At 71.8% G+C, this 25,719-nt stretch carries 26 protein-coding genes and 1 riboswitch; of the genes, 11 read left to right on the forward strand and 15 right to left on the reverse strand.

The features are described from left to right. Positions 1–9 precede the first annotated feature (9 nt). From AB0J87_RS24825 to AB0J87_RS24835, 3 genes are all read left to right on the forward strand, one after another. On the forward strand, positions 10–1,347 hold the full coding sequence (locus AB0J87_RS24825; RefSeq protein WP_363968695.1) for a S8/S53 family peptidase: 1,338 nt from the start codon (positions 10–12) through the stop codon (positions 1,345–1,347). Positions 1,348–1,420: 73 nt separating this feature from the next. Further along, positions 1,421–2,002, forward strand: coding sequence for a sigma-70 family RNA polymerase sigma factor (locus AB0J87_RS24830; protein ID WP_363968697.1), 582 nt, complete (start codon positions 1,421–1,423; stop codon positions 2,000–2,002). Positions 2,003–2,007: 5 nt separating this feature from the next. After that, positions 2,008–2,484: a hypothetical protein gene (locus tag AB0J87_RS24835; RefSeq protein WP_363968699.1), complete on the forward strand. Its 477-nt coding sequence runs from the start codon at positions 2,008–2,010 to the stop codon at positions 2,482–2,484. Here AB0J87_RS24835 and AB0J87_RS24840 read toward each other — a convergent pair. Genes AB0J87_RS24840 through AB0J87_RS24850 form a run of 3 tightly spaced genes read right to left on the reverse strand, consistent with a single transcriptional unit; the run spans position 2,477 to position 4,812 of the window. After that, positions 2,477–2,875 (reverse strand): ATP-binding protein, encoded by a 399-nt coding sequence (locus AB0J87_RS24840; protein WP_363968701.1) that lies wholly within the window; start codon positions 2,873–2,875, stop codon positions 2,477–2,479. The genes AB0J87_RS24835 and AB0J87_RS24840 overlap by 8 nt on opposite strands. A gap of 59 nt (positions 2,876–2,934) precedes the next feature. Continuing rightward, positions 2,935–3,696: a protein phosphatase 2C domain-containing protein gene (locus AB0J87_RS24845; protein WP_363968703.1), complete on the reverse strand. Its 762-nt coding sequence runs from the start codon at positions 3,694–3,696 to the stop codon at positions 2,935–2,937. Positions 3,697–3,702: 6 nt separating this feature from the next. Next, the gene (locus tag AB0J87_RS24850; protein ID WP_363968705.1) at positions 3,703–4,812 is read right to left on the reverse strand and encodes a Xaa-Pro peptidase family protein; all 1,110 of its coding nucleotides are present in this window, start codon (positions 4,810–4,812) and stop codon (positions 3,703–3,705) included. 133 nt (positions 4,813–4,945) lie between these two features. Here AB0J87_RS24850 and AB0J87_RS24855 point away from each other — a divergent pair, with 133 nt between their 5' ends. Both AB0J87_RS24855 and AB0J87_RS24860 read left to right on the forward strand, forming a co-directional pair. Further along, entirely contained in the window at positions 4,946–6,217 is a 1,272-nt protein-coding gene (locus AB0J87_RS24855; protein ID WP_363968707.1) for a SpoIIE family protein phosphatase, read from the forward strand. After that, entirely contained in the window at positions 6,217–7,110 is an 894-nt protein-coding gene (locus AB0J87_RS24860) for a 5'-3' exonuclease (protein WP_363969043.1), read from the forward strand. The genes AB0J87_RS24855 and AB0J87_RS24860 overlap by 1 nt, the downstream gene beginning before the upstream one ends. On the opposite strand, the gene menD is transcribed toward AB0J87_RS24860, so the two are convergent. Together menD and AB0J87_RS24870 are read right to left on the reverse strand one after the other, a co-directional pair. Then, positions 7,107–8,768, reverse strand: coding sequence for a 2-succinyl-5-enolpyruvyl-6-hydroxy-3-cyclohexene-1-carboxylic-acid synthase (menD, locus tag AB0J87_RS24865; protein ID WP_363968709.1), 1,662 nt, complete (start codon positions 8,766–8,768; stop codon positions 7,107–7,109). The two genes, AB0J87_RS24860 and menD, sit on opposite strands and share 4 nt — an antisense overlap. Next, positions 8,765–9,691, reverse strand: coding sequence for an o-succinylbenzoate synthase (locus tag AB0J87_RS24870; protein WP_363968710.1), 927 nt, complete (start codon positions 9,689–9,691; stop codon positions 8,765–8,767). The genes menD and AB0J87_RS24870 overlap by 4 nt, the downstream gene beginning before the upstream one ends. 48 nt (positions 9,692–9,739) lie before the next feature. Here AB0J87_RS24870 and AB0J87_RS24875 point away from each other — a divergent pair, with 48 nt between their 5' ends. The 3 genes from AB0J87_RS24875 (at position 9,740) to AB0J87_RS24885 (ending at position 12,785) form a co-directional block, all read left to right on the forward strand. Next, positions 9,740–10,885 (forward strand): AMP-binding protein, encoded by a 1,146-nt coding sequence (locus AB0J87_RS24875; RefSeq protein WP_363968712.1) that lies wholly within the window; start codon positions 9,740–9,742, stop codon positions 10,883–10,885. 44 nt (positions 10,886–10,929) lie between these two features. Next, on the forward strand, positions 10,930–11,244 hold the full coding sequence (locus AB0J87_RS24880; protein ID WP_363968714.1) for a hypothetical protein: 315 nt from the start codon (positions 10,930–10,932) through the stop codon (positions 11,242–11,244). Positions 11,245–11,411: 167 nt separating this feature from the next. Then, entirely contained in the window at positions 11,412–12,785 is a 1,374-nt protein-coding gene (locus AB0J87_RS24885) for an RNA polymerase sigma factor (protein WP_363968716.1), read from the forward strand. 111 nt (positions 12,786–12,896) lie between these two features. Here AB0J87_RS24885 and AB0J87_RS24890 read toward each other — a convergent pair whose 3' ends face one another. Continuing rightward, positions 12,897–13,295, reverse strand: a complete 399-nt coding sequence (locus AB0J87_RS24890) for a hypothetical protein (RefSeq protein WP_363968718.1) — start codon at positions 13,293–13,295, stop codon at positions 12,897–12,899. Between the two features lie 114 nt (positions 13,296–13,409). On the opposite strand from AB0J87_RS24890, the gene AB0J87_RS24895 reads away from it, so the two are divergent. Both AB0J87_RS24895 and AB0J87_RS24900 read left to right on the forward strand, forming a co-directional pair. After that, positions 13,410–13,970: a TetR/AcrR family transcriptional regulator C-terminal domain-containing protein gene (locus AB0J87_RS24895; RefSeq protein ID WP_355198945.1), complete on the forward strand. Its 561-nt coding sequence runs from the start codon at positions 13,410–13,412 to the stop codon at positions 13,968–13,970. Between the two features lie 200 nt (positions 13,971–14,170). Further along, positions 14,171–14,362: a DUF5999 family protein gene (locus tag AB0J87_RS24900; protein WP_185074362.1), complete on the forward strand. Its 192-nt coding sequence runs from the start codon at positions 14,171–14,173 to the stop codon at positions 14,360–14,362. A 1-nt stretch (position 14,363) separates the two neighbouring features. On the opposite strand, the gene AB0J87_RS24905 is transcribed toward AB0J87_RS24900, so the two are convergent. After that, complete coding sequence (locus tag AB0J87_RS24905) at positions 14,364–14,954, reverse strand: alpha/beta family hydrolase (RefSeq protein ID WP_363968720.1); 591 nt, start codon at positions 14,952–14,954, stop codon at positions 14,364–14,366. 82 nt (positions 14,955–15,036) lie between these two features. Between AB0J87_RS24905 and AB0J87_RS24910 the strand changes: the two genes are divergently transcribed. Beyond that, complete coding sequence (locus tag AB0J87_RS24910) at positions 15,037–15,387, forward strand: hypothetical protein (RefSeq protein ID WP_363968722.1); 351 nt, start codon at positions 15,037–15,039, stop codon at positions 15,385–15,387. A 146-nt stretch (positions 15,388–15,533) separates the two neighbouring features. Here the strand turns inward: AB0J87_RS24910 and AB0J87_RS24915 are convergent, their stop codons facing one another. The 8 genes from AB0J87_RS24915 to AB0J87_RS24950 all read right to left on the reverse strand — a co-directional run bounded on the left by AB0J87_RS24915 (position 15,534) and on the right by AB0J87_RS24950 (position 25,718). Beyond that, positions 15,534–16,331 carry a tetratricopeptide repeat protein gene (locus AB0J87_RS24915; RefSeq protein WP_363968724.1) on the reverse strand — a complete coding sequence of 266 codons (798 nt, stop codon included), beginning with the start codon at positions 16,329–16,331 and terminating at the stop codon, positions 15,534–15,536. Positions 16,332–16,380: 49 nt separating this feature from the next. Then, positions 16,381–16,971 (reverse strand): hypothetical protein, encoded by a 591-nt coding sequence (locus tag AB0J87_RS24920; protein ID WP_363968726.1) that lies wholly within the window; start codon positions 16,969–16,971, stop codon positions 16,381–16,383. Positions 16,972–17,146: 175 nt separating this feature from the next. After that, entirely contained in the window at positions 17,147–19,972 is a 2,826-nt protein-coding gene (gene gcvP, locus AB0J87_RS24925; RefSeq protein ID WP_363968728.1) for an aminomethyl-transferring glycine dehydrogenase, read from the reverse strand. A 168-nt stretch (positions 19,973–20,140) separates the two neighbouring features. Next, a riboswitch (glycine riboswitch) is annotated at positions 20,141–20,240 on the reverse strand. Positions 20,241–20,358: 118 nt separating this feature from the next. Next, entirely contained in the window at positions 20,359–20,979 is a 621-nt protein-coding gene (locus tag AB0J87_RS24930) for a MerR family transcriptional regulator (RefSeq protein ID WP_350734655.1), read from the reverse strand. A 147-nt stretch (positions 20,980–21,126) separates the two neighbouring features. Further along, positions 21,127–21,597 (reverse strand): bifunctional nuclease family protein, encoded by a 471-nt coding sequence (locus AB0J87_RS24935; protein ID WP_090771501.1) that lies wholly within the window; start codon positions 21,595–21,597, stop codon positions 21,127–21,129. A 132-nt stretch (positions 21,598–21,729) separates the two neighbouring features. After that, positions 21,730–22,383 carry a MerR family transcriptional regulator gene (locus AB0J87_RS24940; protein ID WP_363968731.1) on the reverse strand — a complete coding sequence of 218 codons (654 nt, stop codon included), beginning with the start codon at positions 22,381–22,383 and terminating at the stop codon, positions 21,730–21,732. A 46-nt stretch (positions 22,384–22,429) separates the two neighbouring features. Further along, entirely contained in the window at positions 22,430–22,942 is a 513-nt protein-coding gene (locus AB0J87_RS24945; RefSeq protein ID WP_185074355.1) for an FHA domain-containing protein, read from the reverse strand. A 271-nt stretch (positions 22,943–23,213) separates the two neighbouring features. Beyond that, complete coding sequence (locus AB0J87_RS24950) at positions 23,214–25,718, reverse strand: mannose-1-phosphate guanyltransferase (RefSeq protein ID WP_350734658.1); 2,505 nt, start codon at positions 25,716–25,718, stop codon at positions 23,214–23,216. Position 25,719: the final 1 nt, after the last annotated feature.

The following is a 25,719-nucleotide window of genomic DNA, read 5'->3' on the forward strand; positions in this document are numbered from 1 at the left end:
ACACAAAGAATGACCCCATCGGACAGCCGGTTCTGGGAGCAGTTGGAGATACTCAACGCGGCGCTGCCGGACGGCATGCGCGCGGTCGCGGGCCCCGAAGGGGCCGCGCCGGGATCCGCGGTGCAGCCGCGGTTCGCCCACCTCGCCGGGCACGTCCTGGTGCGCGACGCCGACGCGGGCCGGGCCGCCGCGACCGTCCAGCGCCTGCAGCCGGGCCCCGACACGGTCCGCGTGGCCGGGGCCAGGACCGTCGGCCGGACCTCCATGCGCCGGCTCTCCGTCGGCTCCAGGAACCTGCACCGGACCGTCGAGCACCTGGCCCGCGAGGACATCGCGTCGAGCCTGGTCCACTTCGTCACCGTCGCGGGCGTCAACCTGTGCCCCGGCGACGAGCCCGTCCCGAGCGCCGGGCCGCTCAACCCGCCCCTGTCCGGCCGCGACCGGGGCGCGGGGGTGAGCGTCGCCGTCCTCGACACCGGCCTCGTCCACGACTACCTCGACCACCAGTGGCTGGCCGAGAGCTCGGGCATCCCGAACATCCCCAAGGTGGACGGCGACGTCACCGCCCCGGGCGACGAACTCGACCCCGACGGCCTGATCAAGCCGTACGTGGGCCACGGCACGTTCATCGCCGGCGTGCTGCGCTGCGTGGCGCCCGCCGCCGACGTGCGCGTCTACAACGCCTTCCCGTACGCGGGCGCCGCCCTGGAGGACGAGCTGGGCCAGACCCTGCTGCACATCCTGGACGAGCACGGCTGGCCGGACATCGTCTCCCTGTCGGCCGGCACCAGGACCGCCGACGCGAGCGCACTGCTCGGCCTGGCCGACTTCGTGGACGAGCTGGCCGCCCACCCCGGCACGCTCCTGGTGGCCGCGGCCGGCAACGACGGCGAGACGCTGCCGTTCTGGCCGGCCGCGTTCGCCACGGAGCCGGTCAACGCCTCCGGCGACGTGGTGCTGTCGGTGGGCGCGCTGCGCGAGGACGGGCTCGGCCGGGCCTGCTTCAGCAACCACGGCGACTGGGTGACGGTGTACGCGCCGGGCGAGCGCCTGATCAACGCCTTCACCTCCGGCCCCTACCAGTACGGCTACCCGCACCGCACCACCTGCCGCTTCGCCGACCCGGCCCACTACCCCGGCTGCACCTGCATGGCCACGCTGCAGGAGGGCGACAAGGCCACTTTCACCGGCCTGGCGGCCTGGAGCGGCACGTCGTTCGCCACGCCGATCGTGGCCGGGATGATCGCGGCCCGCATGGCGCAGGAGCAGGTGTCGGCGCGGGTGGCCGCGGCGCAGCTTCTCGCGGGGCGGCTGGCCGTACCGGATCTGAGCGGTTTCCTCCGATGATGGCGAGTTACCCGCCCGGCGGCGGTATGCGAAATATATTGGGCTTCCCGCCCAGATATAGGGAGCCGCCGCAGTGGACGACACCGCAACCCTGGTCGCGGCTGCCGCGGACGGCGACGCCGGGGCGTGGAAGGAGCTCTACCAGCGCTACAGCGGGCTGGTGTGGGCCGTGGCGCGAGGCTACCTCGTGAACGACTCCGACGCCCAGGACGTGTGCCAGACGACGTGGTACCGCTTCGCCGAGCACCTGACCAGGCTCCGGGAGCCCGAGCGGGCCGGCTCCTGGCTGGCCAGCACCGCCAGGCACGAGGCGCTGCGGGTCCTGCGCACCAGCGGCCGGGCCCTGCCGGTCGGCGACCTGGAGCTGATGGGCCTCGACGCCGACGATCGCTCGCCCGAGTTCCTGCTGCTGGAGGCGGAGGAGGCGAACGAGCAGGCCGAGCGCGAGCAGGAGCTGTGGAGCGCGTTCGAGGAGCTGCCGGAGCGCTGCAGGCGGCTGCTGCGCGTCCTCATCGCCGAGCCGCGGCCGAGTTACCAGGAGATCGCGGACGGGCTGGACATGCCGGTCGGCAGCATCGGCCCGAACAGGGGGCGCTGCCTCAAACGGCTGGCCGCCCTGATGAACCGGCGAGGCGTGAACGGCATCAGGGGGTGAACGGCGTGGACGACGCCATGGACGACGCGATGGACGACGCCATGGATGATGGGGACCTGGAGCTGGAGGAACGGCTGCGGGCGGCGGCCGAGCGGCTCGACCCGGTCCCGGCGGGGCTGTTCGAGGAGGCGATGCTGGCCTACGCGCTCAGGTCCCTGGACGCGGAGCTGGCCGAGCTGACGTTCGACTCGTGGGAGGAGCTGTCGGCCACCCGGGTGCGCGGCGGGGGGCGGGCGCGGCTGCTGTCGTTCGCCGCCGGGGAGGTCGTCGTGGAGCTGGAGGTGACCGGCCGGCGGCTGGTGGGGCGGGTGTCGGGCGGTACGCCCGCCGAGATCGTGGTGCAGCGGCGGGACGGTGGCACGCCGGTGTGCGCGGACGAGCTGGGCCGGTTCAGCACGGGCGAGCTCGCGCCCGGCCCGCTGCGGCTGCGGGTCAGCCCCGACTGCGGCGGCCCGGTGGTGACCACCTGGATCCTCATCTGACCGTCGAGGACAGGGCCCGTAACGAGGGGCCGTCCGCCCACTGCGCGTCGTCGACCAGCACCACCAGGGGACCCTGCGCCTGGAGCGCGTCGATCGCCTCGCAGAGCGCCTGCCCGGCGGCACACGGGTCCGGCCCCGCCGCCGCGGGCGCCCCCAGATATGCCGCCTCGTCCAGGAGCTGGCGCACGACGCCGAGGTGGAGCTTCCGTTCGCTCTCCTCGCCGCTGGCCGCCAGCACCCGCGCGCCCCCGGACGCGACGAGCCGGTGGATGAGGGCCGTCTTGCCGATCCCCTCGGGTCCCTCGACGACCGCTCTCCGGGCGGATCCCCCGTCCGCCGCGCGCAGTTCCGCGCCCAGCAGGGCGAGCTCCGCTGTCCTGCCGACGAACATGAGCACTCCCTCCGCCGCCCTCGCATTCCCAGAGGGCGGGCGGCGGGCCCTGATACACCTCAGGGCCGGGCGCCGACCCGGGTCCAGGCGGCGGTGGCGTCGTCGTGCCGTTTCCCGTGCACGGGCCCACGGTCCCGCTCCAGCTCCCTGACCGCCGCGATCACCGCTTCGGGCCCCTGCCCGTCCAGCGCCGCCACGAGGTCGCGCCAGCTCCACCCGTACCAGTCGACGAGCCGCGACACCCCGTCGGTGAGCGCGCCCACGCCGCGCGCGTCGGCCACGACGCCGCACAGCCCCTGCCGGGCCGCCTCCGGGCGGCTGCCGGCCACCCAGAACCCGCCGGGCGCGTTGCGCATCCGCCGCACCAGCTCCACCGTGTACGGCCGCCCGCCCGGCAGGCCCTCGACCCGGTCGTCGCTCACCACCCGGACGCCGCCGTCCGCCAGCGAGAAGACGACGGGCGAATCGCCCAGCACGAGATATTCGACCCCGTTCCGGCCGGTCCGCACCATGGCCACCGTCGAGGACGGCGAGTCGGGATCGTCCAGGTCACAGGTGCCGGAGTGGGCGGCCATCGTCGTCCCGATGGCCGCCTCCAGGATCTCCGCCAGCGGCGAGTCATGATCGGCGCTCAGCCCCGCCGCCAGCGCGTCCCCGAGCCGCCGCACCAGCCACGGCACGTCGTGCGCGCACCCGCCGGCGACCCCGGGAAGGGCCGTCGCCCCGTCGAGCACGACGATCCACGACGGCCCCGCGATCACCAGGTCCTCGTTGGGCCGCCCGGACCCGGGCCTGCTGGCGCAGGCGACCTCCGCGAACACGGCCTCCTACACGATGACGAGGTCGCGCGGGGTGTTGTTGAGCCGCTCGGCGCCCGTGTCGGTGCAGACCACGATGTCCTCGATCCGCGCCCCGTGGCTGCCGGGCAGGTAGATCCCGGGCTCCACGGAGAACGCGAAGCCGGCCTCCATCGGCTCGCCGTTGCCGGAGACGATGTACGGCTCCTCGTGCGTCTCGATCCCGATGCCGTGACCGGTGCGGTGGATGAAGTAGTCGCCGTATCCCGCCTCGGCGATGATGTCGCGGGCGGCGGCGTCGATCGACTCGCAGGAGACGCCCGGCCACACCGCCGCGCAGGCCGCGTCCTGGGCCCGCCGCAGCACCTCGTAGTACGCGGCGAAGTCCGCGGGCGGCTCGCCGACGCTGTACGTGCGCGTCGAGTCGGAGCAGTAGCCGTTGTGCAGCTGCCCGCCGATGTCCACCACGACCGGCTCGCCGGCCTGGATCACCCGGTCGGAGACGTCGTGGTGGGGGCTGGCCCCGTTGGGCCCGGAGGCGACGATGACGAAGTCGACGGTCGCGTGGCCCGTCGCCAGGATCGCCTCCGCGATGTCCCGGCCCACCTCGCGCTCGGTGCGCCCGGCGCGCAGGAACTCCGGCACCCGCCGGTGCACCGCGTCGATCGCCTCCCCCGCCTCGCGCAGCGCCGCCACCTCGGCGGCCGACTTGCGCATGCGCAGCTCACGCAGCACGGTCCCGGCCAGCACCTGCTCCGCGCCCGGCAGCACCTCGCGGAAGCGCAGCGACGACATGGCCCACATCCGGTCGGCCAGGCCCACCTTCTCGACGTGGCCCAGCCGCGCCGCCGCGATGGCGTACGGGTCGTCGGTCTCGTCCCACGCCACGAACTCCAGCCCCAGCCGCGAGGCGGGCGACGCCTGCGCCGCGGGCAGCTCCAGCCGGGGCACCATCATGTACGGCTCGCCGGAGGCGGGCACCACGAGACACGTCAGCCGCTCCAGCGGCTTGGCCTCGTATCCGCTCACATAGCGCAAGTCGGGGCCGGGCGTCAGCAAAAGGGCGTCGAGACCGGCCTTGGCGGTGGCCTCCTGGACGGCGGTGAGACGGGACACGGGATACAGATCTGAGGACGTCACAGCCCATAATCTACTCGGACCGCGCCGCCTAAAATCCGCGAAAAGCTCTCACAACACAGCAAGGGCCCACTACACTCCGTTCAAGATTGATCACGTAGTGTAGGGTCAATTGTCCATCTTTGAAAGTGGGACCATGGTCGACGTCGCAGGCGCGGCCGAGCCGCTCGGCCACAAGAGCAACAAAGGCCACACTGACCACCCGGGCTCCGAGAACGACGCCGAGATGCTCGCCGTACGGCTGGCGCACGCCCAGCGGCTCGGCAACATGGGCTGGGCGGAATGGCACATGCACAGCGGCGAGACGATCTGGTCCGACCAGGTCTACCTGATCTTCGGCCGCGACCCGGCCGACGGCCCGATCGCCCTGCCCGACCTGGCCAAGCACGTCGAGCAGGCGGACATGGGCACGCTCGACCGGCTCCTGTGGTCGGCCGTCGAGAGCGTCGAGCCGGTCCAGGCCGAGTTCCGCATCCGCCGCCGCGGCGAGCTGCGCGACCTGCGCGTCGTCCTCGAACCCCTCATGGCCCCCGGCGGCCCCATCGGCCTGCACGGCGTCATCCAGGACATCACCGGCCGCCGCCGCGCCGAGCGCCTGATGTCGGAGTCGCGCCGCCAGCTCCTCGAGGCCCGCGAGCAGGCCGCCGAGGAGCTCCACGTCATGCTCGCCCTGCGCGAGGCCATCCTCCCCGAGCACCCCGGATGCCTCGACCTGCCGTACGCCACCATCGCGGTCCGCTACGTGCCCGCCGAGAAGACCGCGAGCCTGGGCGGCGACTGGTTCGAGGCCGCCCCCGCCCCCGACGGCCGGCTGCTGCTGGCCATCGGCGACGTCTCCGGCCACGGCCTGCCCGCCATCGCCCACATGGCCCAGCTCCGCCACGCCCTCGTCGGCCTGGCCATGACCGGCCAGCCCGCCCACCGGCTGCTCGCCTGGCTGAACGACCTCGCCATGCACCAGCTCAAGGAGACCACCGCCACCGCGATCATCGGCCACCTGGATCCGGAGACCCGGGTGTTCGCCTGGGGCCAGGCGGGCAACCTGGCGCCCATCCTCGTGCGCGACGGCGTCGCCCGCCAGCTCGACCAGCCGCGCGGCGTGCTGCTCGGCGCCGCCTCGGGCCGCCCGTACGAGCTGGCCACCACCCGGCTGCTGCCCGGGGACCTGCTGCTGCTGTTCACCGACGGGCTGGTCGAGAGGCGCACCCGCGACATCGACGTCGGCCTCGACCTGGTCCTGGCCGCCGCCCGCGACGTGCCCGCCCGCGACCTGGACGCCGGGCTCGACCACCTCCTGGCCGACATCGGCGGCCCGAACCCCGAGGACGACGCCTGCCTGCTGGCGGTCTCCATACCGGCACAGAGCACGGAACCGCTCGTCAAGAGTGCGACCATAGACCCGTGCTGATGCTTCTCGACACCCCGTCGCTCTACTTCCGCGCCTTCTTCGGCATACCGGAGTCGATCAAGGGCCCGGACGGCTCTCCGGTCAACGCCGTGCGCGGACTCATCGACATGATCGCCACCCTTGTCCGCCAGCACTCCCCCACCGAGCTCGCGGCCACGATGGACGCCGACTGGCGGCCCGCCTTCCGCGTCCAGGCGATCCCGACGTACAAGGCCCACCGCGTCGCCCACGGCGACACCGAGGAGGTCCCCGAGGCGCTCGTCCCGCAGATCGCCGTCATCCAGGACGTGCTCGACGCGCTCGGCATCGCCCGCCTGGAGTCGGCCGGCTACGAGGCCGACGACGTCATCGGCACCCTCACCCACCGGGCCCCGGGCGCCGTGGACATCGTGACCGGCGACCGCGACCTGTTCCAGCTCGTCGACGACGTCCGCCCCGTACGCGTGCTCTACACCGCCCGTGGCATCCGCAACCTGCAGATCGTGGACGAGGCGTTCGTCACCGCCAAGTACGGCATCCCCGGGCGCGCCTACGCCGACTTCGCCACCCTGCGCGGCGACCCCAGCGACGGCCTGCCCGGCGTGTCCGGCGTCGGCGAGAAGACCGCCGCCGCCCTCATCACCCGCTTCGGCTCGCTCGACGCGCTGCTGCAGGCCCTCGACGCGGGCGTCACCGACGGCTTCCCCGCGGGCGCCCGCACCAAGCTGGGCGCCGCCCGCGACTACCTGAGCGCCGCCCCCGCCGTCGTCAAGGTGGCCCCCGACGCGCCGCTGCCCGACGTGGACCTCACCCTGCCGGCCAAGCCGCGCGACCCCGAGGCCCTCGTGGCCCTCGCCGACCGCCACGGCATCGACGGCCCGCTCAACCGCCTGCTCGACGTGCTGAGCCGCTAGCTCTCCAGGTAGGAACGGACGGCCTCCTGCGCGGCCTCGCGCAGGCGGGCGTGCATGATGACGTTCTGCTCGCGGTCGGTGCGCACCTCGACGATGCGCGGTCCCTCGCCGCGCATCGCCTTGGAAAGGTCGGAGATGTCCTCCACCAGCGTGTACGGCGTCCGCGTGGCCGCCGCCACGTAGGCGAGGTCCACCCCGTGCGGCGTGCCGAACACCCGCTCGAACGGGTCGCGCACCGCCGCCTGGGGCAGCAGCGAGAAGATCCCGCCCCCGTCGTTGTTGACGACCACGAAGCACAGGTCGGGCCGGGGCTCGCGGGGCCCGAGGATCAGCCCGTTCTGGTCGTGCAGGAACGACAGGTCGCCGATCAGCGCGTAGGAGGGGCCGTTGTGCGCCAGCGCCGCCCCCATCGCCGCGGACACCACGCCGTCGATGCCGGAGGCGCCCCTGCTGGCCATCAGCCTGATGCCGCGCCGCGGCCGCATCGCCTGGTCCAGGTCGCGGATCGGCATCGAGGAGCCGCAGAACAGCAGCGCGCCGTTGGGCAGCGCGTCCACCAGGTCCCTGGCCAGGCGCGGCTCGCTCGTGCCCGAGGCGTCCAGCACCGCGTCCGTGGCCGACCTGACCACCGCGTCCGCCTGCCGCCAGGCGTGCAGCCACGAGTCGTCGCCGGCCGCCACCGGGATCTCCACGGCCTGCGCCACCTGCGTGGCCGAGCGGGTGGGGTCGGGCCAGCGGCCCAGGTCGGGCGCCACCACGATGTGCTCGCCGGCCCGCTTCAGCCACGACAGCAGCGGCCTCGACAGCCCCGGCCGCCCCAGCGTCACGATCACGTCGGGCCGGTGGGTGTCCGCGAACTCCGGCATGCCCAGCAGGTAGTGGTAGGTGGAGATCGCGTGGTCGCCGTAGCGGCCGCCGCCGTTGGGCTCCGAGAGCACCGGCCAGCCCGCCATGCCCGCCGCCGCCACGTACCGGCGCACGTTGGCCGCGCCGTCGCCGACCACCAGCACGCCGCGCCTGGTCGGCGCGATGTGCAGGGCGACGGGCGGGGGCGCGACCCTGGCGCGCACCCACGGGCCGTTGCCGCCGCCGTCGAGCGGCTCGGACCAGGCGGTGTCGCCGTCGGGGATCAGCGGCTCCCTGAAGGCCAGGTTGAGGTGCACGGGACCGGGGTCGGACGGGCCCGACGCGCGCTGGTAGGCGCGGCAGGCCAGCGAGCGCCAGTAGGCGACCTGCCCGGGACGGTCCTCCGGCACCCCTACCTCGGCGAACCAGCGGGTCGACGAGCCGAACAGCTTGATCTGGTCGATCGTCTGGTTGGCGCCCGTGCCGCGCAGCTCGGGCGGCCGGTCGGCGGTCAGCAGCAGCAGCGGCACGCCCGACTCGCTCGCCTCGATCACGGCGGGGTGGAAGTTCGCGACGGCGGTGCCGGACGAGCAGATCAGCGCCACCGGCCGCTCGCCGCGCTTGGCCAGCCCCAGCGCCAGGTACGACGCCGACCGCTCGTCGATGCGCACGTGCAGGCGCACCCGCGACTCGGCGTGCAGCGCCAGCGCCAGCGGGGCGGAGCGCGAGCCGGGGGCCAGCACCACGTCGGTGAGGCCGCAGCGCACCAGCTCGTCGACCAGGACTGTGGCCAGTGCGGTAGCGGGGTTCAAAGTGACGCCTCCTGCATCCGGCGAAGCCACTGGGGAGATTCAATCTCAAAAGCCGACAAATGCTGAAAATCCACCGGGGGGCGTCGTACCGTCAGAGATCCCTCCACCGGCACCAGGGAGTCGTCCACGACGTCGCCCGCCAGCAACGCCATCGTGCCCAGCCCGCACGCGTACGGCAACGCCGGCAGCGCCGCCGCCAGCGCCAGCCCCGCGGCCAGCCCGACGGACGTCTCCACGGCGCTGGAGACCACGGCGGGCAGCCCGCACGCCTCCACCACCTTGAGCGCCTCGCGCACCCCGCCGAGCGGCTGCACCTTGACCACCGCGATGTCGGCAGCCTCGGCCGCCCGCACCCGCAGCGGGTCCTCCGCCCTGCGAATGGACTCGTCGGCCGCGATCGGCACGTCGCAGGCCCGCCGCACCGCCGCCAGCTCCTCCAGCGTGGCGCACGGCTGCTCCGCGTATTCCAGGTCGAACCGGTCGAGCCGCTTCAGCCGCCGCACCGCCTCGTCCACGTCCCACGCGCCGTTGGCGTCGATCCGCAGCCGGCCGCCCGGCCCGAGCGCGTCGCGTACGGCCTCCACCCTGGCCACGTCGTCGTCGAAGGTCTGGCCCCGCTCGGCCACCTTGACCTTGGCCGTGCCGCAGCCCGAGCGCCGGACGATGTCATGGGCCTGCTCGGGCCCCACGGCGGGCACGGTCGCGTTGACGGGGACGCTGTCGCGCACCGGCTCCGGCCATCCCTCGAAGGCCGCCTCGCGGGCGCACGCCAGCCAGCGGGCGCACTCGCGCGGGCCGTACTCGGGGAACGGGGAGAACTCCCCCCACCCGGCGGGACCGTGCAGCAGCACGCCTTCCCTGACGGTCTGTCCACGGAACCGGGTGCGCATGGGGATGCGGAAGACCACGGGAGAACGCGTCACGACCCTCCCTGCGCCTCTGTCCGACCTGTCGCCACTAACCTTACGAGCATGTGGAGGAACCCGTCGCATCCGGACCGTCCGCTGCATGCCATTGTGCAGCCTCCCGGACCCGCCCTGTACGCGGCGATCCGCGACGCGCTGAGCGGCGAGGGACCCGCCGTGCTCCCCCTGGCGCCGGGCCAGTCCGAGGCCGCGCTGGCCGCGCTGCGCCCCACGCACGCCGACGGCGCGCTCCAGAGCGACGGCGAGGGCGTCCCCTCCGACGTGGCGGTCGTGATCGCCACCAGCGGCAGCACCGGCGCCCCCAAGGGCGTGATGCTCTCGGCCACCGCCCTGCGCGCCTCGGCCGCCGCCTCCCTGCGCCACGTGGCGGCCTCCAAGGGGGAGCGCTGGCTGTGCTGCCTGCCCGTCTCCCACATCGCCGGCCTCCAGATCCTGGTACGCGCCCTGCTGTCGGAGAGCGAGCCGATCATCCACGCCCGGTTCGACCCGCACGAGGTGCTCGGCTCGGGGGCCGACCACGTCTCCCTCGTCCCCACCCAGCTGCACCGGCTGGTCGAGCTGGGGGCGGACCTGTCGGTGTTCCGCACGATCCTGCTCGGCGGCGCCGCGCCCCGGCCGGGACTGCTGGAGCGGGCCCGGGGCCTCGGCGCCCGGATCGTGACGACGTACGGGATGAGCGAGACGTGCGGCGGCTGCGTCTACGACGGCCGGCCCCTTCACAACGTGGAGGTCAAGATCGGTGAGGACGGGCTGATCAGGATCGCCGGCGCGGTGCTGTTCTCCGGCTACCGCTTCGGCGCCGCCGACCCGTTCGACGGCGACTGGTTCCGCACCTCCGACCTGGGCGAAATGGCCGGCGGCCGGCTGCGCGTGCTGGGCCGGGCCGACGACGTGATCAACACCGGCGGCGAGAAGGTGGTGGCCGCCGCCGTGGCCCAGGTGCTCGGCACCCACCCGGAGGTGGCCGATGTGGCCGTGATCGGCACGCCTGACGCCGAGTGGGGCGAACTGGTCACCGCCATCGTGGTGCCCGCCAATCCCGACACGCCACTCACGCTTCCTCAATTGAGGGCGTTCTGCCGCGATAGGCTTCCCCCTCATGCCGCCCCGCGCAGCCTGCGCCTGGTGCCCCAGCTGCCGCTGTTGCCGAACGGGAAGACCGACTTCGTCCGGCTCCGGGCAGGAACCTGATGAGTTGCGGCTGCGTCTTAGTTGGGGAGAGGGAGGGAGCCTTCATGGATCAGACCCGCAAGATGTGGGCATCCGCGGCCGTCGTCGGCGTCATCGTCGTCGGAGGCGCCTCAGTCGCGGCGGCCGCCTCGGCGGGCAAGCTCGACCAGGTCGCGAAGGAGACCCGAGCCGTGGTGGAGAAGGCACCGCCGACTTCGAGCCCGACGCCCACGACCAGCGACGGCGGCATCGTGGTCTCCCGCGATGTCAACCCGGACCCCGACGCGGTCGTCGACTACTGGACGGACCAGCGTCTGCAGGACGCCCAGCCGATGCCCATGCCCGAGGTGTCGGCCGGGGAGATCAAGATCCGGGAATAGGACTGACGGGAGGGGCGGTTCGTCTATCGGGCGATCCGCCCCTTTTTCGTCCCACCGGGAACAAATGACAGCGATTGGCGTTATTGATACTGGTGCGCCGTGCGGACCGAAGCCGCCCCACCACAACCTGCCTGATCGCTTCGACTCCGTACGGAGGAGGTGTCCTCATGCCCAGAACCGCCGTAGCGACCCCATCTGCGACTCTCGACCAACTCATTGAACGAGGGCGAGCCCAGGGTCACCTTTCTCTCGCGGAGCTGCGTGACGCGTTCGCCGACGCCGGCATCAGCCCCTCTGAAGGCCGCACGATCCTGCGTGAGCTCTCGGAGAGCGGTGTGAGCCTGGCCGCCGAGAACGAGCCGTCTCTCAGCAAGACCGCCCCGAGGAAGACCCCCAGGAAGCCCGCGCGTGCAAAGACTACCGGCCGCAAGGCGGCGGAGGCAAAAACCGCCCCGTCCAGGAACGGCACGGTGAAGAGCGCCCCGGCCAACTCCACCGAGGCGGCCGCCAAGGCCGTGACCCGCCCCGAGCCCAAGCCGGAGCACGAGGAGGACGTGCCGGAGGACCTCGAGCTGAGCCCCGAGGACTCCGAGATCGAGAACGAGCAGATCGACCTGGACGACACACAGTCGGCCATGGGCGACTCCGTGCACACCTACCTCAAGTCCATCGGCCGCCGCACGCTGCTCACCGCGGCGCAGGAGGTCGAGCTGGCCCGGCGGATCGAGGCGGGCCTGTACGCCGAGTACAAGATGGAGACAGAGCCCGACCTGTCCGTCTCCGCCCAGGACGACCTTCTCCTGGTGATCGAGGACGGCAAGCGGGCCAAGGACCACATGCTGGAGGCCAACCTCCGGCTCGTGGTGTCGGTCGCCAAGAAGTACACCGACCGCGGCATGTCGCTGCTGGACGTGGTCCAGGAGGGCAACCTGGGGCTGATCAGGGCCGTGGAGAAGTTCGACTACACCAAGGGCTTCAAGTTCTCCACGTACGCCATGTGGTGGATCAGGCAGGCCATCCAGCGTGGTTTCGCCGACTCCGCCCGTACGATCCGGCTGCCCGTGCACGTGCTGGAGATGCTGTCCAAGCTGTCGCGCGTCGAGCGTGACATGCACCAGCGCCTGGGGCGCGAGCCCACGCCCGAGGAGCTGGCCGTCGAGCTGGACAGGACGCCCGACCAGATCGAGGAGCTGCTGCGTACCAGCCGCCAGCCGATCTCGCTCAACGCCACGATCGGCGAGGACGGGGAGACCACGATCGGCGACCTCATCGAGGACGTGGACTCGCCTGAGGCTTCGGAGATCGTCGACCGTCAGCTGCTGGGTGACCAGCTGCGCGGCGTGCTCGACAACCTCTCGCCCCGGGAGGCGAGGATCATGGCGCTCCGCTTCGGCCTGGTGGACGGCAAGCCCCACACGCTGGACGAGATCGGCAAGCACCTGGGGCTGACCCGGGAGCGGATCCGCCAGCTGGAGAAGGAGTCGCTCTCCAAGCTCCGCCACCCCAGCAACACCCGCCCGCTGCTGGACTGGGCGAGCTGAAAACCGAAGCCCCGGCACAACGAGGGAGGCTGCGCCGGGGCTTCTTCATGCCCGTGTTCATGCCCGTGGGTTTATGCCCGTGGGTTTTATGCCCGTGGGACGGGCGGAGCGTCAGAGGGTCGCGGGCACCGGGCGCGGCACGCGCGGGATCCCCCACATCCGGTTGTCCTCGCGCAGCGTGCGCAACCGGTCGACCTCGGCCGTCCACATCGACCCGGCGGGCGTCGCCTTGGCCTTGCGGCGCGCGATCCGGTCGTCGTAGGCCTTCACCCCGAACGTGGCCCGCTGCCCCGCCTCGGCGGCGCGCAGGGCGTCGGTCAGCGCGCGGTCGAAGGCCCGCCCGGCTGCCATCAGCTCGATCTCATCGGCCGCCGCGGCGCGCAGCACACGCAGCGTCTCCTCGGCTTCCCGGGCCTTGTCGAGCAACTCGGGGAAGCTCTTGGAGATCTCCTGGTCCGCGTGGTAGCGAACCTCGGCCTCCCGGCTCACCCGCGGACGGAAAAACGCCATCGACCCTGCCCTTTCACACAGCCGGCACTCGTTCAACCGCCAAGGGTACGCCGTGATACGACACAGCGGGAAATCGACCCGGCGCGACCGGCTTTACGAAGTAAGATGATCTCCATGCCCGCCAAGAGACCGCCCGTCCCGCTCTCCCGCGAGCGCATCATCGAGGCCGCACTCCACATCGCCGACAGCCAGGGCCTGCGCCGGCTCACCATGCGCCGCCTGGGCGACGCCCTGGAGGTGGAGGCCATGGCCATCTACCACCACCTGCCCAGGGGCAAGGAGGCGCTGATGGACGCCCTGGCCGAGCACGTCACCGCGGTCCGCGTCGAGCAGGCGGCCACCTGGCAGGAGACGGCCAAGGCCTGGTGCCGGGCGGGGCGGGAGCTGCTGCGCGAGCATCCGGGCGTGCTGGCGCTGGCCCTGACCAAGCCCCCCAAGGGCGCCACGGCCATCGCCATCAGGGAGCAGACGGAGCAACTCGCCGACGGCGGGCTGACCGACGCCGCGGAGGCCGTACGGGCGCTGAGAGCCTTCGTCTTCGGCAGCGTGGCCGTCGAGGTGCAGCAGTCGGGCTGGGCCGATCCTGAGGTTGATGAATGGGTCAGGCGGGACGAAAGGGCCGATATCGATTTCGAGCGCGGACTCGACGCTCTGCTCAAGGGATTGCAAACGTAGTGCGCGTGTCGCGCTTGGACCGTTATCCTGCATACGGCACGCTGTGTCGAAGGTCACACGAACGGGGATCCCTTCTGTAACAGTCCTGATGGACTATGTCCGGGAGCGTGACATCCGTCGCACACTTGCCAGAACAATTACCCGAGCCGGCTCCCGCCCCTCCCAACGGGAGCATCCCACGAGATATCGGAGGCACGCCGATGTGCCCGCACGACCCGGCCTGTCCGGATGCCGAGGCGCCCGACCGCGAGAAGGCACGCACTCTGGCCTGCCACCCCGAACAGGGGTGGAGCCTGCTCTGCAACGGTGTCGTCCTGTTCGAGGACACCGGGGAACTGCTGCCCAGCGGCGCCGCCATCGCACCACACCGACCCGTGGTCGGCGCGGCGTGAACTAGGCGTAGTGGACTATCCACTCCGCCACGACCTCGCCCACTCGGGCGGGGTCCTTCTTGAGGTCGTGTCCCTCCCCCGGCAGCACCACCAGGCGTGCCGCGTCAGCGGCGTCCGGCACGCCGAACGGATCCCGGTCCCCGTTGACCACCAGCACGTCCACTCCGGCGCCGCGTAGCTCGTCGGCCCTGGAGCGTTCCGGCTTCCCGGGCGGGTGCAGCGGAAAGGCCAGCGCCACCACGGCCGCCGCGCCGACCGCCCCGGCCGTACGGCAGGCGACCCGCGCCCCGTTGCTCCGCCCTCCCTGCACCAGCGGCAGCCCCGGCCAGAGCGTACGCACCTCCTTGAGGACGATCTCCCACGCCTCGTCCTGTTTGACCGCCGACCCCGGCGCCCGCGCCCCCGCCACCCTGAACGCCTGCGTCACCCTGGCCACGACGGCCCCGGACTCGAGCGCGGCGTCCCGTACGGCGAGCAGGTCGGGAGCGTCCACTCCCCCGGCCGAACCGTGGGTGAGCACCAGCAGCAGCCGCGGGTCCGCCACCTCGTCCACCTGGACGAGCGCGGGCCCTCGCGGGGTCATGACCTCCATGCCAGCACCGTACCTGGGGAGGATCGCGCCCTAGCCCTCAGGTTGGATGACGGCGTGGCGCCGGCGATGGATGATTGCTGTCATGCCAGATAAGCGCCCCATCCGGGATGATCTCCAGGCGACCCTGGACGCCCGCCGGGACCTCGGTCCCGAGTACGAAGCCGCGCTCGTCGAGTCGTTCGTGGAGCGGCTCGACGCCACGATCTCCGCCCGCGTACGTTCCGAGCTGGACCACCACGGCGCCACGCCGCACCGGCAGAAGAGCCCTCCGGGCGCGGCGATGATCCCGATCGCGCTGGGCTCGATGGGCATCGGCATCCCCTTGACGGCCATCGCGGCCGGCAACGCGGGGCTGGTGGGGCTGACGATCACGTGGATCGCGATCGTGGTCATCAACGTGGCCTCGGCCGCGGCCATCATGCGCCGCAACTGACCCCGGCGGAAGCACGGCGGAAACCCGGCGGAGGCCTACGGGAGCGCCCCCGCCCTTTCCCCCGCCCGGACGCCTCTCTCCGGTCGGGCGCGCCGAACGGGCTCGGCAGTCGGGCGTGCGTCAGGCGGGCACAGCCGGCCAGCGCGTCAGGCGTCGCGGTGGTAGCGGAGGCGGACCTCGGCGGCGAGGGTCTCGTCCTCGTGCTCCAGCCCGTACGACCACACCCGTCCCGCGTCGTCGGCGCGCCCCCGCAGCGGCAGCGTCCGGGCCAGGAGCTCGATGGCCAGGGCGCCGGTCTGCGGGTCCGCCCCGTACTCGACGGTCTCCGCGAACTCCGCGCAGGCCAGCTCCAGATGCGTGATCCCGAGCTGGACCCGCAGCCCCGGCACCTCCTCGGCCGGTGCGTATTCCAGCGCGTCCAGGAGCACGTCGGCCGCCGCCCCCGGCTCCCCGTGCTCCAGCAGCAGGTCGGCCAGCTCCTGGGCCGCCCGCGCGCCGACGCCCGGGTCGCCGCCCTCGATGGCGGCCCGCAGCTCCTTCTCGGCCTCGTCCAGGTCGCCGACGGCCGTCGCGAGCCGGGCCAGCGCGAGGTGAGCAAGCGGCACATATGCGGCCGTTCCGACCCCCAGGACGGCCTGCCAGGCGGCCCTGGCCTGCTCGGCACGGCCCTCCCGTTCGAACCCCTGGGCCAGGTGACAGGCGGCCTGGGCGGCGTACTCGGGATGCCCGGTGGCCAGCGCGGTCCTGGCGGCGGCCCTGGCGGCCTCCACGTCGCCGCGCTCCTCCAGCACCACGGCGAGCCCCACCGCGGCCTGGGCCCGGTCCGGGCCGTGGGGGTCGGCGGCCAGCTCGGCGAGTATGGCGGCGGCGCCGTCGAGATCACCGCGTTCGGCCAGGCGGCGGGCGGCGTCGAGGGGCGGGGTCTCCAGCTCTGAGGACGTCAAGAGAGCTCCTTCTGGCGACGGTCGCACCGAGCCTAACCATTTCTGTCGATCATGTCTGCTCAGTTGACGCGGAAGGACTGACCGGCTTCGGACCCCTGCGCAGCAGCAGGCGTACGGTCCTGATCATGACCAGCCCGAACGCGAGCTGGAACACCGCCTGCCCCACCACCAGCGGCCCTTCGGCCAGCACGACCGACACGCCGGAGGCCACCCCGGCGGCCACTTGTAAGCCGACCAGCGCCGCCCCGGTGGACGCCCACGACACCATGCGCACCGCCAGCACCAGCTCGTGCAGGAACAACGCCGCCCCGAACGACCTGTGTACCCAATGCACGCCGCTCCCGAGGGTGTAAGGCGTGAGCAGGATCCCCAGCAGAAGCACCGCGAACGAGTCCCCGGCCACCGCCACGAACCGCGGCGCGGGGAGGGCGGGCGCGGCGGCCCGCAGCGCTCTCCGGGTGTAGAGGGCCGCGCCGAGGAACCCGACGGCGTACGGGACGACCGTGCGCCAGTGGACGCCGAAGTCGCTCATCCCGCAGTTGAAGGAGAGGCATCCAGGCATGATCACCAGGCAGACGGCCAGCCCGGATAACAGGCATACCTGCCCTTTGGCCAGGTCGCCCACCACGCCGTCGCCCATCACCGGCCTCCCAGCCGATGATCCCACGCCAACCCGGCCCCCGCGATGCCCCCCACGGGGTGACGGACGCCCGCCAGGGGAGCCCGTGATCGGCGCGGGCGCGGTGGTGAAGCCGCGCCCGCGGTGAGCTCCTAGTCCTCCTACGCGAAGCGACGAGGACCCACGCCCAAGGCTCCTAGTCCTCGTAAGCCTCCAGCGGCGGGCAGGAGCAGACCAGGTTCCGGTCCCCGTAGGCCTGGTCGATCCGGCGCACCGGCACCCAGTACTTCCCGTCCCGCACCGACGGCAGCGGATAGGCGGCCTCGCCGCGCGTGTACGGGTGGTTCCACTCGTCGGCGCTGACCGACTCGGCCGTGTGGGGCGCGTTCCGCAGCGGGTTGTCCGCCGGGTCGTAGGCCCCCGACGCCACCTTGTCGATCTCGCCGCGGATCGCGATCAGCGCGTCCACGAACCGGTCGAGCTCCCCGAGGTCCTCGCTCTCGGTCGGCTCGATCATCAGCGTCCCCGCCACGGGGAACGACATGGTCGGCGCGTGGAAGCCGTAGTCGATGAGCCGCTTGGCGACGTCGTCCACGGTGACCCCGGTCTCCTTGGTGATCTGCCGCAGGTCGACGATGCACTCGTGGGCCACCAGCCCGCCGCGCCCCGTGTAGAGCACGGGGAAGTGCGGGGCGAGCCGCCTGGCCAGGTAGTTGGCCGACAGGATGGCCTGCTCGGTGGCCGCCGTGAGGCCCTCGGAGCCCATCATCCTGATGTACGCCCACGAGATCGGCAGGATCCCGGCCGAGCCGTACGGGGCCGCCGAGACGGGGCCCACCGGCGTGCCGTCGTGCAGCGGGTGGCCGGGCAGGAAGGCCGCCAGGTGGCCGCGGACCGCGACGGGGCCGACACCCGGTCCGCCGCCGCCGTGCGGGATGCAGAACGTCTTGTGCAGGTTGAGGTGGGACACGTCGGCCCCGAACTCGCCCGGCTTGGCCAGCCCGACCAGCGCGTTGAGGTTGGCCCCGTCCACGTAGACCTGGCCGCCGGCCTCGTGCACCTTGGCGCACACCTCGGTGATCGTCTCCTCGTACACGCCGTGCGTCGAGGGGTACGTCACCATGATCGCGGCCAGCGCGTCACGGTGCTTGTCGATCTTGGCGTCGAGGTCGGCCAGGTCCACGTTGCCGTCGGAGTCGCAGGCCACGACCACGACCCGCATGCCCGCCATGATCGCGCTGGCGGCGTTGGTGCCGTGGGCGGAGGACGGGATGAGGCAGACGTCGCGCTCGCCGTGGCCGTTGGCGCGGTGGTAGGCGCGGATGGCCAGCAGTCCGGCGAACTCGCCCTGCGAGCCGGCGTTCGGCTGGATGGAGACGCGGTCGTAGCCGGTCACCTCGGCCAGCCAGCCCTCCAGCGTGCCGATCAGCTCGCGGTAGCCCTCGGCCTGGTCGTCCGGCGCGTACGGGTGGATCGCGGCGAACTCGGGCCAGGTGATCGGCTCCATCTCGGTGGTCGCGTTCAGCTTCATCGTGCAGGAGCCGAGCGGGATCATGGAGCGGTCGAGCGCGATGTCCTTGTCCTGCAGCTTGCGCAGGTAGCGCAGCATGGCGGTCTCGGAGCGGTGGCTGTGGAAGACCGGGTGGGTGAGGTAGCCGGACTCGCGCGCCAGCGAGGCGGGCAGCGCGTCCGCGTCCAGGGCCACGCCGGCCCGCTCGACGCCGAAGGCGGCCCACACCTTGGCGACCTCGGCGGCGCCGGTCTTCTCGTCGCAGGAGATCGACACGTGGTCGTCGTCGACGCGCCAGAGGTTCACGCCCTGCTCGACGGCGGCGGCGACCACCTCGGCGGCCCGGCCGGGCACGCGTACGAGCACGGTGTCGAAGAACTCGCGGTGCACGACCTCCAGGCCCGCCTGGCGCAGCCCGCCGGCCAGGGCCACGGCGTGCCGGTGCGCCCGGTGGGCGATCCGGCGCAGCCCCTCGGGGCCGTGGTAGACGGCGTACATGCTCGCGATGACGGCGAGCAGGACCTGCGCGGTGCAGATGTTGCTGGTGGCCTTCTCGCGGCGGATGTGCTGCTCGCGGGTCTGCAGGGCCAGCCGGTACGCGGGGTCGCCGTCGGCGTCCACCGACACGCCCACCAGGCGGCCGGGAAGCTGGCGCTGCAGGCCCTCGCGTACGGACATGTAGGCCGCGTGCGGCCCGCCGAACCCGAACGGCACCCCGAACCGCTGCGAGGAGCCGATCGCGATGTCGGCGCCCAGCTCGCCGGGCGCGGCCACGAGGGTGAGGGCCAGCAGGTCGGCGGCGGCCACGACGAGCGCGCCCGCCTCGTGCGCGGCGGCGGCCACGGCGCGGAAGTCGCGCAGCCGCCCGGACGCGCCCGGGTACTGGACGAGCACGCCGAAACACTCGGGCAGCCCACCCTCGAGGGAGTGCTCCACCAGCGTGATGCCCAGGGGCTCGGCCCTGGTGGCGAGCACGGCCTTGGTCTGCGGCAGCGCGTCGGCGTCCACCACGAACACGCTGCTCTTGGACTTGCCCGAGCGGCGGGCCAGGGTCATCGCCTCGGCGGCGGCCGTGGCCTCGTCGAGGAGGGAGGCGCCCGCGACGGGCAGGCCCGTCAGGTCGGAGACGACGGTCTGGAAGTTCAGCAGCGCCTCGAGGCGGCCCTGCGAGATCTCCGGCTGGTACGGGGTGTAGGCGGTGTACCAGCCCGGGTTCTCCAGCAGGTTGCGCCGGATGACGGCGGGGGTGATCGTGTCGTGGTAGCCCAGGCCGATCATGGAGGTGAGCACGCGGTTGCGCCCGGCCAGGGCGCGCAGCTCGGCGATGGCCTCGGCCTCGCCGACGGCGGCGGGCAGCTGGAGCCGGTCCTTGGCCCTGATGGCCTCGGGGACGGCCACGGCCACCAGATCCGCCACGGACTCGAAGCCCACGGCCTCGAGCATGCGCTGCTGCTCGGTCGCGGATGGGCCGATGTGCCTGGACGAAAACGGCGGAGCTGACAGGTCGGTCATGGACAGTGCCTCCCGAGGCTATGGAGACCGGCGCCGTGGCGCGGGCGAATGCCGGGTCTCCCCCTCTGTCAGCGCGGCGACGCCGCGACCTGAGAGCTTCACCCCGGGAACGGGGCTTGCACCGTCGGTGAGGCACGCCTGGCGGGCGCGCCTGCTTTCCAGAGTTGCCTCACCCGAGCGGTACAGGGTGCCTGAGAGATTCCGGGGAGGGTTGCTCCTTCGGCGCCCTGAGACCGGCGGGTCCCAGGGACTCTCCCGCACGGGGTCGTCAGCCTTGCTGTCCTAGATTACAACCCTCCGCGTTACGCATGAATTTCCCCGTCGATGCGTTATGTGCGGATTGCCCGGTGGGCCGCGTCCGGCGGCCCACGGCAGAAGGGGGTGTGCTAGCTGAGGCGCCGCGCGCGGCGACGGCGGGCGAGCTCGTCAGCGGGGTGGTCGGCCGGGACGCTGTCCTCGACCGCCGCTCGTTCCCCCGGCAGCTCCGCGAGGGAGCCCTCGACCTCTCGCCAGACCCGGCCGAGCGCGATGCCGAACACGCCCTGACCGCCTTGGAGCAGGTCTATCACCTCGTCGGCCGAGGTGCACTCGTAGACGCTGACGCCGTCGCTCATGAGCGTGATCTGCGCGAGGTCGGCGACCCCGCGGTCACGCAGATGCTGGACGGCCGTACGGATCTGCTGCAGCGACACCCCGGTGTCGAGGAGCCGCTTGACGACCTTGAGCACCAGGATGTCCCGGAAGCTGTAGAGCCGCTGGGAGCCCGAGCCCTGCGCGGCTCTTATCGTGGGCTCCACGAGGCCCGTGCGCGCCCAGTAGTCGAGCTGCCTGTAGGTGATGCCGGCCGCCGCGCAGGCCGTCGGCCCGCGGTATCCGATGTCCGCCGGCAGCGACGCCGGCTGTTCGTCGAAGAGCAGGCCCTGCTCTCCGGCACGCTGCCGCGCGCTCTCGCGCCGAACCGGATCTTCCTGGCCGGCCGTCTTTCCCTCGCCGCTGCTGACCGCCACGCGGACCTCCGGCTTTCTCTCATCCCGCGGCCTGATCTGGGGGTTCGTAAAGGGCGACCACGGGTTTCACTTGCACCGTAGGACCGTGACCATGCTCAGTCAACGATCCGGCTCGGCGCGTCGTGAAGCGTAAATGCACCGAAATACCTACCCCGCCCTGCCGAAGTCTTCGGGAGTGATCGTGTCAAGGAACTCTCTGAACTTCTCCACCTCGTCTTCCTGGTCGTCCGGGATGATCACCCCGGCCTCCTGGACGACCTCCTCGCTGGCGAAGATGCGCGCTCCGGTGCGCAGGGCGAGCGCGATCGAGTCGGACGGCCGCGCGCTCACCTCCACGCCGTTGGAGAAGACCAGGTCGGCGAAGAAGATGCCGTCGCGCAAGGCGACGATGTTGACCGCTCGCAGGCCGACGCCCAGAGCGCTCAGCACGTCTCGGAAGAGGTCGTGGGTGAGCGGACGCGGCGGTGGCTCCTCCGCTTGGGCCAGCGCGATGGCCGTCGCCTCGGTCATGCCAATCCATATAGGAAGGAACCGCTCCCCGTGTGCCTCCTTGAGCAAGACGATCGGCTGATTTGTGGGCATTTCGACTCGAACGCCCACGACCTCCATCTGCAACACGGGCTGCTCCGTATTCCTGACCGGTCACCCGGCACAGCTATTTGCGGGTCGCTACTGCTGACTGGCTACTGCAATTCAACGTAACACCCGGCGGGCATGGAATGCGCCTCCGCCTCCCAGCTCGCCAGGGTCTCAACGCCCCAGTACGGACCGGATCCCCGACCGCACAAGGGATGCGTGCAGGTCGAGCAGGAGTGTGGAAAGCTCCCTGGCGACCTCGTCGGCCTCCCCGATGGCGCCGGGGGCCCGCCGTTTGAGTATGGGCGCGACCGCCTGCTCGACGAGCCCGCACTCGCGCTCGGCCGCGGCCTTGACCGCCCGCAGGTGGCGGGCGCGCAGGCCGAAGCGGGCCAGCGCGCCGATGCTGCGGGCCACGTTGAGCGCCTCTTCGTCGTAGCGCCTGGCCACCGGGGCGAGCAGCCCGTAGTCCTCGAGCTCGGTGAGCGTCTCGTCGTCGATCTCCGCCGCCTCGAGCAGCTCGGCCCGGCTGAGCCGGACCTCCGTCTTCTCCTGGACGGCGCGCGGACGGCCGAAGCTCTCGGCCATCCTGTCCTTGATCACCCGCAGCGGCAGGTAATGGTCGCGCTGCTCGCGCAGGATGAAGCGCAGCTGCTCCACGTGCAGGTGAGTGAACTTGCGGTAGCCGGACGGGCTGCGCTCCGGCTCGATCAGCCCCTCACCCTCCAGGAAGCGGATCTTGGAGATCGTCACATCGGGGAACTCGCCCTGCAGGAGCGCGAGCACCTCCCCGATGCTCATGTGAGAGCGTGCCGCCTGGGAGGTCATGTGACCTCCCGGGACGGCGCGTCCACGAGTCGCTCGCTCGGCTCGATCATGCGCCGGCGTGGGTCCGCATCAGGAAGACGAGGCGGAACTTGCCGATCTGCACCTCGTCTCCGGAGTGCAGGGGAACCTCCTCGATGCGTTCCCTGTTGACGTAGGTGCCGTTGAGGCTGCCCACGTCGCGCACGGAGAACTGACCGCCGGGGTGGCGGTAGAACTCGACGTGGCGGCGGGAGACCGTGATGTCGTCGAGGAAGATGTCGCTCTCCGGGTGGCGCCCGGTCGTGGTGAGGTTTTTGTCCAGCCGGAAACGGCTCCCCTGGTTGGGGCCCCTGGTCACCGTGAGCAGCGCCGTGCCGGGCGGCAGCTGCTCGACCAGAGCCCGCTCCGCCAGGAGCATGTCGCCTGCCTCAGCCTCGTATGCCTCGATTCCCGCGATGGAGATCGTCGACGTGGTGTCCCCGGAGACCTCGGGTCTGGTCAGCGGTGACCCACAGCGGGAACAGAAACGGGCATCCTCGGGGTTGGCGTGCCCGCACTGCGTGCAGTAGACGCTCGGCATCGATCGGCTCGGCCTCCTACCGCGAAGACGCGGCGACGGTGCTCAAAGACGCGCCTCGCTTCGCTTTTTCAAGTTTGCGAATGCCGCAAGATACGCTGATCAGCGGCAAAGGTCAAGGCGGGGCACTGGACTGTGGTTTGGACGCAGACAAAGTTACCGCCGCTTCCGCCCCTTGGTCCATGCCGCCGCGCGTTTCTACATTACGATCTTGCGGCACTGTCTGGGCACGTCAACCCTAATGGCTTTTTTCCTCACCCTCCGCGACGATTGTTCACATGGCGGCCTGCTCCACGATGCGGGCCCACCGTTCGAGCAGGGCCTGGGCGCCGTCCATGTCGCCCGCCTCGGCCCACAGATCGGTCACGGGCTCGGTGGCCGCGGGCAGCACGAGCACCCAGCTCCCGTCGTCGTGGGCCACCCGCACGCCGTCGGTGGTGTCGATGCGCCGGCCCTCGTGCTCGGCCTCCGCCGCCTCGATGACCGAGCGCATGACGGCGCCCTTGGCCGCCCACGGCGTGGGGATCGTGCGCTTGAGCATCTTGACCTCGGGGATCCTGGCGTCGATCTGGCTGAGCGACAGGCGGGTGCGGGCCACCAGCCCGAGCAGGCGCATGAACGAGGCCAGCCCGTCGATGGCCGGGCTGAACTCCGGCACCACGAAGCCGCCGCGCCCGTCCGCCGCGAAGATCATGTCGGGGCCGGCGGCGGCCGAGGTGAGGGCGTCGAGCGCGGTGGAGGTCCACTGCACCTGTACGCCGTGGAAGCGGCAGACCTGCTCGGCGACTCTGGTCGTGGTGACCGGCAGGGCCACCTGGCCGCCCCTGCGCTCGGCGGCGACGAGGTCGAGGACGACGAGCAGGGAGCGTTCGTCGTTGATGAGCTGGCCCATCTCGTCCACGAGGGCGATGCGCTCGCCGACCGGGTCGAAGCGGACCCCGAACGCCGCCCGCGACGAGCTGACCAGCTCCGACAGGCGCTGCAGGTCGCGGCGGCGCTCGGCGAGCGTCTCGGTGGGCGAGACGTCGTCGAGGCGGGCGTTGACGGTGAGCACCTCGACCCCGACGCGGCCGAGGAGCGTGGGCAGCACCAGCGAGGAGGTGCCCCCCGCGCAGTCCACGACGACCTTCATGTCCCTGACGTCGCCCACGTCCACGTGCCGCAGGAGCTCGTGGGTGTAGTCCTCGACGGCCCTGGCCGGATACGTGAGCTCGGCGATCTCCCCCGGGAACGCGCGCCGGAACTCCTGCCGGGAGAAGACCCGCTCCAGCTTGCGCTGCGCGGCCGGGGGCAGGTCCGCGCCGCGGCCGTCCATGATCACGATGTCCACGCTCTGCGGATCGCCCGGGGTGGTGCGCAGGGTGATGCCGCCCGCGGCCGACTCGCGGGCCGTGTGGAAGCGCGTGACCGGCAGCGGGGCGGCCTCCAGGTCCAGGACGTTGATCGCGCCCGCGGTGAGCGCGCCGATGACGGCCCGCTTGAGCGCCCTGGCGGCCAGGGAGCAGTCGCGGGAGGTGACGACGTACTCGCCCTTCTTGAGGGTGGTGGCGTACGCGCTGGCCAGCCGGACGCACAGCTCGGCGGTGATCTCGACGTTGACCAGGCCGCTGACGCCCCTCGGGCCGAACAGGTTGCGCTGGCCGCGCGACTCCCAGATGACGCTGGTGTTGACGACCGCGCCGGCCTCGATGGTCTTGAACGGGTAGACCTTGACGCCGCTGGAGACGTACGCCTCGGGCTCGATGACGCACTCGTCGCCGATGACGGCGTTCTCCTCGATGCGGGCGCCGGCCATGATGTCGGTGCTCTTGCCGATGACGCAGCCGCGCAGGTGGGCGCCGGGGCCGAGGTAGACGTTGTCGTGGACGACCGCGCGGTGCAGGAAGGCGCCCTCGCGGACGACCGCGTTGTTGCCGAGCACGGTGTACTCGCGCAGCTCGGCGCCCGCCTCGACCTTGGCGTAGTCGCCGATGAGCAGGGGGCCCTTGAGCACGGCGTCGGGGTCGACCGAGGCCGAGTCGGCGACCCAGACGCCCGGCGAGAGCTCGAAACCGCCGATCTCCAGGTTGACCCGGCCGGACAGGGCGTCGGCCTGGGCCTTGAGGTAGCTGTCGTGGGTGCCGACGTCCTCCCAGTAGCCGTCGGCCACGTAGCCGTAGATGGCGGCGCCGCTGTCGAGGAGGGCGGGGAAGACGTCCGAGGACCAGTCGACGGGCTCGCCCGCGGCGACGGTGGCGAGGACCTCGGGCTCCATGATGTAGATGCCGGTGTTGACGGTGTCGGAGAAGACCTGGCCCCAGGTGGGCTTCTCGAGAAAGCGCTGAACGCGTCCCCCGTCGTCCACGATGATGATCCCGAATTCGAGGGGGTTCGGGACGCGCTTGAGGCCGATTGTCACAAGTGCCGAATTTTCACGATGAAACCGGATCATGTCGGTTAAATCGATATCTGTCAGGGCGTCGCCGGAGATCACCAGGAAACGGTCGTCGCGGAGCCGGTCCTCGGCGTTCTTGACGCTGCCCGCCGTGCCGAGGGGCACGTCCTCGGTGGCGTACTGGAGGCTCATGCCGAGCTCGTCGCCGTCGCCGAAGTAGTTGCGTACGAGCGCCGCCAGGAACTGGAGCGTGACCACCGTCTCGGTGATGCCGTGGCGCTTCAGCAGGCGCAGCACGTGCTCCATGATCGGGCGGTTGACCACGGGCAGCAGGGGCTTGGGCTGGTTGGCGGTCATGGGACGCAGCCGAGTTCCCTCTCCGCCTGCCATGACGACCGCCTTCACC

The sequence above is a fragment of the Nonomuraea sp. NPDC049625 genome (assembly GCF_040675285.1).
GTDB classification, from domain to species: Bacteria; Actinomycetota; Actinomycetes; order Streptosporangiales; family Streptosporangiaceae; genus Nonomuraea; species Nonomuraea angiospora_A.